The 12,236-nt window shown below is 67.9% G+C and carries 12 protein-coding genes; 3 read left to right on the forward strand and 9 right to left on the reverse strand.

Annotated elements, in window-relative coordinates:
- Positions 1 to 10: 10 nt before the first annotated feature.
- Entirely contained in the window at positions 11 to 829 is an 819-nt protein-coding gene (pyrF, locus tag AB4Z48_RS21660) for an orotidine-5'-phosphate decarboxylase (RefSeq protein WP_441617708.1), read from the reverse strand.
- A gap of 168 nt (positions 830 to 997) precedes the next feature.
- On the opposite strand from pyrF, the gene AB4Z48_RS21665 reads away from it, so the two are divergent.
- The 3 genes from AB4Z48_RS21665 to corA all read left to right on the forward strand — a co-directional run bounded on the left by AB4Z48_RS21665 (position 998) and on the right by corA (position 3,391).
- A complete protein-coding gene (locus tag AB4Z48_RS21665; RefSeq protein ID WP_441617917.1) occupies positions 998 to 1,900 on the forward strand; it encodes a DMT family transporter in 903 nt (300 codons plus the stop codon).
- Positions 1,901 to 2,258: 358 nt separating this feature from the next.
- Positions 2,259 to 2,432, forward strand: coding sequence for a hypothetical protein (locus AB4Z48_RS21670; RefSeq protein WP_441617710.1), 174 nt, complete (start codon positions 2,259 to 2,261; stop codon positions 2,430 to 2,432).
- Positions 2,429 to 3,391 carry a magnesium/cobalt transporter CorA gene (gene corA / locus AB4Z48_RS21675; RefSeq protein WP_441617712.1) on the forward strand — a complete coding sequence of 321 codons (963 nt, stop codon included), beginning with the start codon at positions 2,429 to 2,431 and terminating at the stop codon, positions 3,389 to 3,391. The genes AB4Z48_RS21670 and corA overlap by 4 nt, the downstream gene beginning before the upstream one ends.
- 143 nt (positions 3,392 to 3,534) lie before the next feature.
- Here corA and mtgA read toward each other — a convergent pair whose 3' ends face one another.
- The 8 genes from mtgA to mpl form a co-directional block, all read right to left on the reverse strand.
- Entirely contained in the window at positions 3,535 to 4,236 is a 702-nt protein-coding gene (mtgA, locus tag AB4Z48_RS21680) for a monofunctional biosynthetic peptidoglycan transglycosylase (protein WP_441617919.1), read from the reverse strand.
- A 91-nt stretch (positions 4,237 to 4,327) separates the two neighbouring features.
- A complete protein-coding gene (gene aroE, locus AB4Z48_RS21685) occupies positions 4,328 to 5,221 on the reverse strand; it encodes a shikimate dehydrogenase (RefSeq protein ID WP_441617714.1) in 894 nt (297 codons plus the stop codon).
- A gap of 6 nt (positions 5,222 to 5,227) precedes the next feature.
- Positions 5,228 to 6,097: an energy transducer TonB gene (locus AB4Z48_RS21690; protein ID WP_441617921.1), complete on the reverse strand. Its 870-nt coding sequence runs from the start codon at positions 6,095 to 6,097 to the stop codon at positions 5,228 to 5,230.
- Between the two features lie 171 nt (positions 6,098 to 6,268).
- The gene (locus tag AB4Z48_RS21695) at positions 6,269 to 8,416 is read right to left on the reverse strand and encodes an RNB domain-containing ribonuclease (RefSeq protein WP_441617716.1); all 2,148 of its coding nucleotides are present in this window, start codon (positions 8,414 to 8,416) and stop codon (positions 6,269 to 6,271) included.
- Positions 8,417 to 8,611: 195 nt separating this feature from the next.
- Positions 8,612 to 9,352 (reverse strand): 3-oxoacyl-ACP reductase FabG, encoded by a 741-nt coding sequence (fabG, locus tag AB4Z48_RS21700; protein WP_441617718.1) that lies wholly within the window; start codon positions 9,350 to 9,352, stop codon positions 8,612 to 8,614.
- Positions 9,353 to 9,459: 107 nt separating this feature from the next.
- Positions 9,460 to 10,053, reverse strand: coding sequence for a chorismate--pyruvate lyase family protein (locus tag AB4Z48_RS21705; RefSeq protein WP_441617720.1), 594 nt, complete (start codon positions 10,051 to 10,053; stop codon positions 9,460 to 9,462).
- 7 nt (positions 10,054 to 10,060) lie between these two features.
- Complete coding sequence (locus tag AB4Z48_RS21710) at positions 10,061 to 10,672, reverse strand: YqiA/YcfP family alpha/beta fold hydrolase (RefSeq protein ID WP_441617722.1); 612 nt, start codon at positions 10,670 to 10,672, stop codon at positions 10,061 to 10,063.
- A gap of 12 nt (positions 10,673 to 10,684) precedes the next feature.
- On the reverse strand, positions 10,685 to 12,076 hold the full coding sequence (mpl, locus tag AB4Z48_RS21715) for a UDP-N-acetylmuramate:L-alanyl-gamma-D-glutamyl-meso-diaminopimelate ligase (protein WP_441617723.1): 1,392 nt from the start codon (positions 12,074 to 12,076) through the stop codon (positions 10,685 to 10,687).
- Positions 12,077 to 12,236 lie beyond the last annotated feature (160 nt).

Raw genomic sequence — 12,236 nt, forward strand, 5'->3', positions numbered from 1 at the left:
GCGCCGGCCCTCAGGCCGAACGGAAGCGGTTGATGGTCTCGCGCGTCTGCAGCGCGACATTGCGCGCGGCCGCGGCGAAGTCTTTCTCGCGGCTGGCGTAGAGGATGGCGCGCGACGAGTTGATCATCATGCCGACGCCGGCGCCCGTGCGCCCGGCACGGACGGTGGCCTCGATGTCGCCGCCCTGGGCGCCGATGCCCGGAATCAGCAGCGGCATGTCGCCCACGATCTCGCGTACCTTGGCGATCTCCGCCGGGAAGGTCGCTCCCACCACCAGCGCCATCTGCCCGTTGGTATTCCAGCGCGTGGCGGCCGCCTCGGCCACCACCTGGTAGACCGGCTTGCCGTCCACCGGCAGGAACTGCACGTCCGAGCCACCCGGGTTGGAAGTGCGACACAGCACGATCACGCCGCGGTCGCCGTAGGCCAGGTAAGGCTCCAGTGAATCCAGGCCCATGTACGGGTTCACCGTGACGGCGTCGGCCCGGTAGCGCTCGAAGGCTTCGATGGCGTACTGCTGCGCGGTCGAGCCGATATCGCCGCGCTTGGCGTCCAGGATCACGGGGATGCCCGGATGGGCATCGTGGATATAGGCCACCAGCTGTTCGAGTTGGTCTTCGGCGCGCTGCGCGGCGAAGTACGCGATCTGCGGCTTGAAGGCGCACACCAGGTCCGCGGTGGCGTCGACGATCTCGCGGCAAAAGGAGAAGATCGCGCCGCCGGTGCCCGTCATGGACAGGGGCAGCTTGGCGGGATCGGGATCGAGCCCGACGCACAGGAGGGAATCGTTGCGCTGCCAGGCTGAGGCCAGCTGCTCGGTGAAGGTCATGGGATGCTCGCTATTCTGGGTGTGCCGCGGCGGCTGGCTGGCGGCCCCGGAGGCCGGGCCGGCGCAGCGCGGCAACGATCGATGCCTGCGATTTTACCCGCTGCGTGCTATCTTCTGCCGTTCTTCCCGGATACAAAGAGCGGCATCGCACACAGCCGCCTGCCCGCCATGTCTCTCGACCGCCGCAGCATCATCCTGCTCGTCGTCCTCACCATCGCCTGGGGCGTCAACTGGCCCGTCATGAAAATCGGCGTGGCGCATTTCCCCGCCATGGGTTTTCGCCTGCTGTGCATGGCCGGCGGCGTGCTGGCGCTGGGCGTGGCGCTGCGCGTGCGCGGCGAGACGCTGCGGGTGCCGGCGGGCCAGTGGCCCACCATCTTCAAGCTCGCCCTGTTCAACATGGTGATCTGGCACCTGCTGGCGATCTGCGCGGTCAAGATGCTGTCATCCGGGCGCGCCGCCATCCTCGGCTACACCATGCCGATCTGGGCCGTGGTATGGGGCCTGGTGCTGTACCGCGAGCGCATCGGCCGCGCGGCCTGGGTGGGCATCGCCTGCGCGCTGGCCGGCACAGTATTGCTGCTGTCCGGCGAGATCGCCGCCCTGACCGGCAGCCCGGCCGGTACGCTGCTGATGCTTTGCGCCGCGGCCGGCTGGGGCCTGGGCACGCAACTGATGAAGCGCAGCCGGATCGAGATGTCGGTGGGCGTGCTGACCTTCTGGATGCTGGTGGTGACGCTGCCCTTCCTGCTGCTGGGCACGCTGCTGCTCGAGCAAGGCTGGCGCCTTCCCAACGCCGTGGAATGGGGCGCCATCGCCTACAACGCGGTGGTGGTGTTCGCCTACTGCCACCTGGTGTGGTTCGTGCTCGCGCGCAGCCTGCCGCCGGTGGTGTCGAGCCTGTCGGTGATGTTCATCCCGGTGGTCGGCGTGTTCTCGGGCATGTGGATGCTGGGCGAACAGCCGCACTGGCAGGACTATGCGGCCATCGTGCTGATGTTCGCCGCGCTGGCCTCCGTGCTGCTCGTGCCGTTGCTGCATCGCCGGCTCGTGCGCGCGCGCGCCGGATGATCCGGGGCGCTGGCGCGGACCCGTCGCACAACGTGCGGCGGCGGCGGCATTCACCCAGATTTCACTTAACAAGCCCCCCTCGTTGGGCTACACTCGCGGCCATCATAATCCCGGAGAAACTACGTGGGCAGTAGCATCGGGTGTTCGAGTTGCCGCAACCAGACTGCGACTGCACCGAATGCCATGTCACTGCGGGCTGCGTAACGACGACCGCCGGAGCCGGCCCACGCCGCTTCCACCGCCTCGTCGGACTTGCCCGCAGAAAATACTGCGGGTGAGCGTTTTTCCGTGTCCCAGCCGGCGCACCGCCTGTGCGCGCCGCCTCGTCCCGGACCTTCCCTCTCCCGGCTTGCCAGCCATGAACGGCAAACGCCATCGCCTTGCGCGCGCCTTTGCGACGCGCAGCGCGATCACGCTTGCCAGCGGCATTCCGCCTTCGTCGCCTCGCCGCGAAGGACTGGTTCGCCTCCGGGCCCGGCAAGCCACGCCTGCGCGTTTCTTCGCCAAACGCAACAAGGAAGCCCTGGGATGATCAACCTGTTCGTCCTGCAGAAAGGCCGGCTCGCACAGGAGCAGGTCGATGACCGCAATGAACTGCTGCAGCACAAGCCGATCTGGATCGACGTCATCAGCCCTGATGACGAGGAACTCGCCTGGATCAAGGAAGCGTACGGCGTAGCCCTGCCCGAACTCGAAGACCTGGGCGACCTGGAAGCCTCGGCCCGCTACTTCGAAGGCGAGGACGAGAACATCCATATCCGCACCGACTTCCTGCTCGACGAGGAAGACATCTCGCGCAACGTGCGCGTGGCCTTCGTGCTCACGCGCGACGTGCTGTTCTCCATCCACGACGAAGACCTGCCGGTGTTCCGGCTGGTGCGCCTGCGCGCGCGCATGCGTCCGGGCTCGGTGCGCAACGCCAAGGACGTGCTGATGGATCTGTACGCCACCGACGCGGAATATTCGGCCGACTCCATCGAGGAAGTCTACGAGCGGCTCGAGGAAGCCAGCAAGCGCGTGCTGGCCGAGAACGTGACCGACGCCGCCGCGGCCGACGTGCTGGAAACCATCGCCCGCGAGGAAGACCTGAACGGCCGCATCCGCCGCAACGTCATGGACACGCGCCGCGCGGTCTCCTTCCTGATGCGCAGCCAGCTGCTGTCGGCCGAGCAGCAGGACGAAGCGCGCCAGATCCTGCGCGATATCGACTCGATCGAGAACCACACCGCGTTCCTGTTCGACAAGATCAACTTCCTGATGGATGCCACGGTCGGTTTCATCAACATCAACCAGAACAAGATCATCAAGCTGTTCTCGGTGGTGTCGGTCGCGCTGATGCCGCCCACGCTGATCGCCAGCATCTACGGCATGAACTTCAAGCTGATGCCGGAGCTGGACTGGGTCGCCGGCTATCCGTGGGCGATCGCGCTGATGGCGGTGTCGGCGGCGGTGCCGCTGATCTACTTCCGCCGCAAGGGCTGGCTCAGCTGAACGGCGCAATCGAACAGATCCTGGCGTCGTTGCGCGGCCTTGCCGTGCCGGTTTGCACTGTGTGCGGCCGCGCGCCTGGCCAGGACCGCTTCGCTTCATTCCGATCACGCCTCTGAAAGACCGCGCCCGGCGTGAAGGGACGCTCAGTCCGGCAGCGTGGCCGCGCCCATGCGGCGCGCGATGATGTTGGCCTTGACCTTGAAGTTGACCCGCACATTGGCGCAGTACTGCTTCTTGTCGAAGCACTTCGGCGCCGGCAGCGCGGCGGCCAGGCGCGCCGCCTGGCCCACGTTGAGCTTCGCCGCGCTGGTCTTGAAGTAGTGCTGGGCGGCGGCCTCGGCGCCGAATACGCCCTCGCCCCACTCCACCGAGTTCAGGTAGATCTCGAAGATGCGCTGCTTGTCCAGCCAGAATTCCAGCATCCAGGTAATGGCCAGCTCCTGCCCCTTGCGCAGGTAGTGCTGCTCGGACGAGAGAAAGAGATTCTTGGCCAGCTGCTGGGTGATGGTGGACCCGCCCCGCACGATATGCCCGCGCTTCTTGTTGCGCTCCCAGGCATCGAGCATGGCGTCGAGTTCGTAGCCGGGATGGTTGACGAAGTCGGCGTCCTCGCTGGCGATCACCGCGCGCTTGAGGTTGCGCGAGATCTCGTCGTAGCCGACCCAGCGCCGGTCCACCTGGCAGCTCCAGAAGTTGAAGCCGCACAGGCGCCAGCGTTCGGCCCGCATGAACGAGGTGGCAGACGGATCGACGTACTGCCAGGCCGCGATCTGCAGGAAGAAATAGACCTGCATGGCCAGCACGCCGGCCACCAGGATACCGATCAGGTAGGCCAGCCAGCGCAGTGGATTGAAGCCACCGCTGCGCGGCGCGGCGCTGGAGCGGGCGGTGCGCCTGAGCTCTGCCATGGTGGTTGCGGGCGGCAGCCTGCTGCGCTCAGCGTGCCGCTTCGGCCTGCAGCTCCGCGCGCAGCTTCGCCAGCACGGGCGCAGTGGCGGGTCGCACGCCGCGCCAGTTGTAGAAGGCCTCGGCGGCCTGCTCGACCAGCATGCCCAGCCCGTCGCTGGTGCGCGCGCCGCTTTGCGCGGCGAACTTCAGGAATACGGTGGGCTCGGCGCCGTACATCATGTCGTAGGCCAGCACATCCTTGCCCAGCAGTTCCGCCGGCACCGGCGGCAATTCGCCCTGCAGGCTGCTGCTGGTGGCGTTGATGACCACGTCGCAGGCGTCGTCGCCCGTCAGCGCGGCCAGCGCGTCGAAGCCGCCGCCCCACAGTTCCACGCCGTATTCGTCGGCCTGCTGCGCCACGTCTTCGAGGATAAAGCTGGCGCGCTCCGGCGTGCGGTTGGCCACCACGATCCGGTCCGGCCGGCACATCACCAGCGGCAGCATGGCGCCCATGGCCGCGCCGCCGGCGCCCAGAAGCAGGATGCGGCGGCCTTCGAGCAGCGTGTCGAGATTGATCTCGATGTCACGCGTGAGGCCGACGCCGTCGGTGTTGTCGCCGTGGATCAGGCCATCCTCGATCCACATGGTGTTGACCGCGCCGGCGCTCTCCGCGCGCGGCGTGAGACGGTCGGCCAGGTCGTAGGCCTCGAGCTTGAACGGCACCGTCACGTTCAGGCCGTGGCCGCCGCCGGCGAAGAACGCGCGCACGGTGTCGGCAAAGCCGTCCAGCGGCGCCAGCAGGCGCTCGTAGGAGATGGCCTCGCCGGTCTGCTGCGCGAACGCGGCGTGGATGGCCGGCGAACGGCTGTGCGCGATGGGATTGCCAACCACCACATAGCGGTCGGTATCAGCGGGGATCTGCGTGTTTTCTGTAGACATCATCTTGCGTCATCTGGCCTGTAGGCGGATGTCCAGGCCGTTGCGCGAAAACTTGAAGGTAGAGATCACTTCGAGAATATCTTGCCGCGCCTGCATCTGCGGGGTGAAGGAGCCGAACGGCGCGGCCGCGCGCACGATGGCCACGGCCTGGCGGTCCAATGCCGGGTCGCCCGAGCTCTTGGCCACGTCGATCGATTCGATGTTGTAGCCATCGCGGTTGTAGCCGAGCCTGCCCTGGCGGTTGACGTTGATCACCAGGATCAGCTGGCCGTACAGCGGCTTGCCGTTGCGCTGGGGAAAATCGGTGGTGCCGCGCGCCTCGATCCTCTGGCGCAGGCGGTCGTAGTACTGCGCGTATTCCACCTCCTGCGCGCTGGTGGCGGTGAGCTGGTAACGCTTGGGCCGCTTGGCGTATTGTTCGAGGTTGCGCCCGATCTCGGCCTCGAGCTTGGCCATCTCGTCGAGCGAGGTACGCTCGTCCTGGCCGCGCAGCGGCGTCTCGGTGCGCTGCTGGCCGGGCTTGAGCGGCTGGCTGTGGACCGCGGGCGCGGCCTCGCGCGCCTGCGTCAGCAGGCGCTGCTGCTCCTGCTCGAGCTGGTCCACGCGGCGCTGCATCTGGCGCACCAGGTCACCGTCCTTGGTGTTGGTCTGGGCCGGCAGCGGCGTGGTGGCGCGCTGCTGGTCCTGCTCGCCGCCGCCGTCGAGATTGGCCTGGGCCAGCACGGTCGGGTTCTGCGGGCGCTGTGCGGATTTGGAGTTGACCAGCACCACGTCGAGCGCGGCATCGGTGCGCTTGATCTCGAAGGCCTCGGGAGCCACCACGCGCACGGTCAGCAGCAGGACATGGGCCAGCACCGAAACGGCCAGCGCCTTGCTCATCGTGCTGCTGGCGTTCCACCACTGGCGGGGAGAAAAGACGGCTTTCACGATGGCTGGCGTGGTTGGAATGGGGCGTCGGGAAGGCGGAACCGGGCCGGGGCAGGGGTCCTCTCGGACCAGCCCCGGTTCAGACTGCGATTGTAAGGGAGCGCCCCGTTTTTTCCGAGGGACTCAGCCGGCCTCGCCGGTGCCGGTGTCGCGCGCGCCCGACGAAGCGCCGTCGGCGGCGCTTGCCAGGTCTTCCGGACCATCCGGACCATCCGGGCCGGCCTGATCGGCAGACCGGGCGGCGGCGTCGCCGGCGCCCTCGGCCGCCGCTTCCGCGGCCTCCTCGGCAGCGGCTTCGGCGGCTGCCTCAGCGGACACCTCGGCAGCCTCGTCATCGCCTTCCAGCTCCTCCGAGGGCAGTTCGCCTTCGCCGGCGAACACCTCCAGCACGCGGCACGATACCTCGAGTGAGATCTCGTCGGTGGCGCCGATCTCCAGCAGCACCTGGGTGCCGCGCGAAGCCTGGACCAGCTCCGGCACCCGCGTAACCAGCGGGATCTCGGTAAAGCGCACCGCGCCTTCCTTGAGCACCGAGGCCATCAGGCGCTCGCGCTTTTCCTGGCCCAGCCAGCGCAGGCACCAGTAGCGTTCCATGGTGGACTGGTGGTCGGCATAGGCCGCATAAGTGCCTTCGAAGTCGGCCACGGCCGCCAGCAGGTCAGCGTCCTTGGGCTTGAACGGCGCCACCAGCTTGGCCGTGACGCCGTGCTGGGCCACCGCCAGGATCTGCCACTGGTTGACCAGGTCGACATAGCGGCGCAGCGGCGAGGTGCTCCAGGCATATTGCGCCACGCCCAGGCCTTCGTGCGGGGCCGGATACGTCTGCATGCGCGTGCGGTGCATGCCCCAGGCCTTCTGCGTGCGGTAGATGCCCGGCACGCCGTGGTCGGCAAGCAGCTTGCCCCAGGTGCTGTTGGCCAGGATCATCAGCTCGGCCACGATCTTGTCCAGCGGCGAGCCGCGCCGGCGCTGCTCGATGCGCACACGCTCGCCGCCGTCGGGCAGATCGTCGAGGTAGAAGTTGTAGTCCGCGCGATTGTGCGATTCCGGGCGCAGGCCGCTGGCCAGGCGCGCCTTCTGGCGCTCGTCGTGCAGCCAGCCGGAGAAATGCCAGAGCTGGGCCAGCTCGGCGCGGAACGCGTAGTCGCCGGTGCCGTCGGTCAGCGCGGCCTCGGTCACCACGTCTTCCAGCAGGTTGTGGCGCAGGTTGGCCGCGATCATGACCATCTCGGCGCGGGTCTGGCTGCCGAGGATCATCTGCAGGGCCGGGTCGTAGTCCACGTAAAGCGACAACGCCGGGCATTCGCGCCCTTCCTGCAGCGTGTAGCGCTCCACCACCGCGTCGGGCAGCATGGTGATCTTGTCGCCGGGGAAGTAGACCGTGGACAGGCGCTGGCGCGCCACCGCGTCAAGCGGCTCGCCACGGCGGATACCCAGGCCCGGCGCGGCGATGTGGATGCCGACGCGGATCTTGCCGCCGTCCAGCGGCGTGACCGACAGCGCATCGTCGATCTCGGTGGTGGTGACGTCGTCGATCGAGAACGCCTGCACGTCGGCGCGCGGCAGCTCGCCGGCGGGTTCCGGCACGACCACGTCGGGGAAGCCGGTGCCCTTGGGGAAGCATTCCGAGAGGAACTTGGCCTCGTGCAGCGCGCGCGGGCTGGCGATGCCGCCCACCGCCACCATCAGCCGCATCGGCGACATGCCGAGCGCCGTGCAGGCAGCGTCCATCGCCTTGTACTCGAGGCTGTTCTTGTCGGGCTTGAACAGCAGTTGCAGCGCTTTGCCGCGGAAGGCGTCGGGCAGGGTCAGGGCCTTGAGCTGGGTTTCGTACTCGGCCTGGACCAGGGCCTGCTGCTTCTTGCGCTCGAGCGCGGCCAGGGCCGCCTTGAGCTGGTCTTCCGGCGCGCGCTGGTAGCGCCCCCGTCCCTTGCGGCGGAAATAGACCGGATTGCCGTGCAGTGCCTGCGCCAGTGCGGCCTGCTGCACCACGCCGGCACCCGCGCCGAAATACTCGGCGGCCAGGTCGGCAAAGCCGAATTCTTCGTCCGACGCGCATTCCCAGAGGAAATCCAGGTCGATCTCGCCGACCAGCTCGGCGGTCTGGCGCACCAGCTCGATCGCCGAGGGCTGCGCAAACTGCAACAGCACATCGCGCGACTTCACCTTGGTGCGCTTGCCCGCGGGCAACTCCACCTGGTAAGCCTCGCCCTGCTGGGTCAGCACGGTGCCGGCGCGAATCTCGCCGCCTTCTTCGAACAGCAACTGCATGGATCGGTACTTTCAGAAATGCCGGGAGCCGCCCTGGCGAACCAGCGCGCCCTGGCGCTAAGTGACGCCTCTCGGGAACGGCCCGGGGAGAGAAATGATGCGAGGCCGCCTTCAGGCGAGGCGGCGACCGGACCTCAGATGATACCGCACCGCGCCGTGCACAAGCCCGGCGCGGGACAAAGCAACGCCCGGACCTTACAGCGACATGCCGCCGCTGGCCTCGATCGCCACACCGTTGACGTAGCTGGCGTCGTCGCTGGCCAGGAACGTGTAGATGCTGGCGATCTCGGCCGGCTCGGCCAGGCGGCGCAGCCAGCACGACGACTTCATGCCCTCCAGCACCTTCTCCGGCACCGTCTGCAGGATCTCGGTGGACACGAAGCCCGGGCACACCGCGTTCACGCGCACGCCCTTGGGACCCAGCTCGCGCGCCCAGGTCTTGGTAAAGCCGATCACGCCGAACTTGCTGGCGGCATAGTTGGTCTGGCCGAAGTTGCCATAGAGACCGACCACGCTGGATGCATTGAGAATCACACCGCGCCCTTGCTCGGTCATGATGTCCGCCACCGCCTGCGCGCAATTGAATACGCCCTTGAGGTTGACGTCGATGACCGAGTCGAACTGGGCTTCGCTCATCTTGGTCAGGCGCGCATCCTTGGTGATGCCCGCGTTGTTGACCAGGATGTCGATGCGGCCATGCCTGGCCAGCGTGGCGGCGACCGCGGCATCCACCTCGTCACGGCGCGTCACGTCCACCTTGCATGCCATCGCGTCGGCACCGGAAGCGGCCAGTGTCGCGGCCGCGGCGCGCACGCGCTCTTCCTGCACGTCGCACAGCACCACGATCGCGCCTTCGGCGGCGAAACGCTGCGCGGTGGCAAAGCCGATGCCGGCAGCCGCGCCGGTAATGATGGCAACTCGTCCCTGCAATTTCATGATGTCGGTCTCTTCTTCTTGTTTGCGTTCTTGTTTGCGTTTTTGTTGATGCTCTTGTTGATGTTCTTTTTGGCGTTCTTGCTGGCGTTCTTGCTACGATGACTGTTTCACCGCTTGCCGGCAAGCTCCGGCGCGCGGCGCGCCAGCAGGTCCGGCAGGAAGACCTCGGTCACCAGCATGACGCCGCCGCCGCGCCGGAACACCGAGCGCCGCGCCGGCAGCGCCGCGCCGGGATCCAGCTCGCGCATGGCGGGCACCGCCTGCTGCAGCCGCAGCCGCAGCGGGTGATGCGCCCGCAGGCGCGCGAAGGCGAACGGCTCGCGCCGCACGCGCGGGTCGACGAACAGCGCCCCGCCCAGCGGGCGTTCGCCCAGGCCGCGCAGGAAGGGCCAGTCGCGCCGGGCATGCTCGGCTTTCACCACGGTGTGGGCAAAGATGGCGGGCGTGCCGTCGCACAGCAGCAGCACCTCGCGCGCCAGCGCGCGGCGCTGCGCCGGCAGGCCCAGGGCCTGCCATTCATCGGGCAGGGCCAGCTCCATGTGCTGCGCCAGGCGGCGCACGCGGAAACGGTCCGAGGCGGCCACCAGCCTGGCCGTCAGCGAGCCCTCAGCGCATACCCAGCGCCGCAGATTGGCGTCGATGGCGGGATCTTCGGGCAAATGGGCATGCCACGCGCAGCGGCGCACTTGCGCCGCGTTCATGCTGCGCTCATGCCAGCGGCTCCGGTTCGATCAGGCCGGCCGGTCCATAGCCGCAGAAAGCCAGCACTTCATCGACGTAGTCGGCGAATTCGCTGATGCCATGGTCGCTGCCCTCGATCACGCGTGTGCGCGCGCCGGGAAAGGCGGCCAGCATCTCGCGGTAATCCAGCACTTCGTCGCCGGTGGCAGCCAGCAGGAAATAGCGTTCGGGCCGGGTGACCGGCTCCACCCGCAGCGCCAGCAGTTCGTCCAGGTGATGGCGCTCCACCCGCACCGAGCCGCCGCCGTGCCACAGCGGCTGGTCGCCCAGGTAATGCTCCAGGTCGGTCCACGGATGCGTGGCGGGATTGAGCAGCACCGCGCGGCAGCCGTGGCGCTCGGCCAGCCAGCGCGCGTAGAAGCCGCCGAGCGAGGAACCGATGATGGTGAGGGGCTGGGCGCCGCCCGCCTGCGAAGCCGCGATAGCGGCCTCGGCCTGGGCGATGGCCGCGGCCGGCGACACGTTCAGGACCGGACAGGCGTAGTAGCGCCCCACGCCCCATGCGCGCATGCGCTCCTGGACCATACGCGCCTTGAACGATTGCGGCGAGGAACGGAAACCGTGCAGGTACAGCAACATGCCGTGCCCCGCTCAGGCCGCTGCGCCGGCGGCGAAGGCGTCCAGCAGCTTCTGGTGCACGCCGCCGAAGCCGCCGTTGCTCATTACCAGCACGTGGTCGCCCGGGCGCGCGACGGCGCGCACCGCCTGCACCAGCGCAGGCAGGTCGCTGAAGGCAGCGGCGCGTTCGCCAAGCGGTGCCAGCGAATCGGCCAGGTCCCAGCCGAGCGCGTCCTTGCCGCTGGCCGCGCCGTAGCCGAACACCAGGTCGGCCGCCTCCAGGCTGGCGGGCAACTGGGCCTTCATCACGCCCAGCTTCATGGTGTTGGAACGCGGTTCGAGCACCGCCAGGATGCGCGCGTCGCCGACGCGCTTGCGCAGGCCCTCCAGCGTGGTCTGGATGGCGGTCGGGTGATGGGCGAAGTCGTCATAGACCGTGATGCCGCCGACCACGCCGCGCACTTCCATGCGGCGCTTCACATTGGCGAAGCGCGACAGCGAGTCAATGGCCTGCGCGGGGGGCACGCCCACGTGGCGCGCCGCGGCGATCGCGGCCAGCGCGTTCATGCGGTTGTGGATGCCCTGCAGCGCCCATTCGACCCGGCCCTGCAAGGCATCGCCGAACCACACGTCGAAGCGGTCCTGGCTCTGGGGCCCCAAGGCGGCTTCGGCCGGTTCGCCCGCGCGCCAGTCGCCCAGGCCGAACTGTTCTGTCTCGCTCCAGCAGCCGCGCTCGAGCACGCGCGCCAGGCTTTCCTCCAGGCCATTCACGATAAGCCGGCCCTGCTCGGGCACGGTGCGCACGAGATGATGGAACTGGGTCTCGATCGCTGCAAGATCCGGGAAGATGTCAGCGTGATCGTATTCGAGATTGTTCAGGATGGCCGTGCGCGGACGGTAGTGGACGAACTTGCTGCGCTTGTCGAAGAACGCCGTGTCATATTCATCGGCCTCGATCACGAAGAAGTCCGATTCCGTCACCCGGGCCGACACGCCGAAATTCTGCGGCACCCCGCCGACCAGGAAACCGGGCTGGTAGCCCGCGTCTTCCAGTATCCAGGCCAGCATCGAAGTGGTGGTGGTCTTGCCGTGCGTGCCCGCCACCGCCAGCGTCCACTTGCCACGCAGCACATGCTCGCCGAGCCACTGCGGGCCCGAGACATAGGGCAGGTTGCAGTTGAGGATGGCCTCCATCAACGGATTGCCGCGCGACACCACGTTGCCGATCACGAACAGGTCCGGCGCCAGCGACAGCTGCCCCGGATCGAACCCCTCGATCAGGTCGATGCCCTGCGCCTCGAGCTGGGTGCTCATCGGGGGATAGACATTGGCGTCGCAACCGGTCACGCGATGGCCAGCCTGCCTGGCCAGCACGGCCAGGCCGCCCATGAACGTGCCACAGATGCCGAGGATGTGAATATGCATGGGAATTTGGGTCTCGGGGCGGGCCTGGGCGGCCTGGCCCCTGTTGCTACGGGATGGAGACGAATTGTACCTGAGGGGTATGGCGGGCCACCCCCGCGCCTGGCCGCCGGGGCGACGGTCTTTGACTTTTGTCAGCCTGGACAGAACCCTTGCAGAGGCA

The sequence above is a fragment of the Cupriavidus sp. 2TAF22 genome (assembly GCF_052115045.1).
In the GTDB taxonomy this organism is placed as follows: Bacteria; Pseudomonadota; Gammaproteobacteria; order Burkholderiales; family Burkholderiaceae; genus Cupriavidus.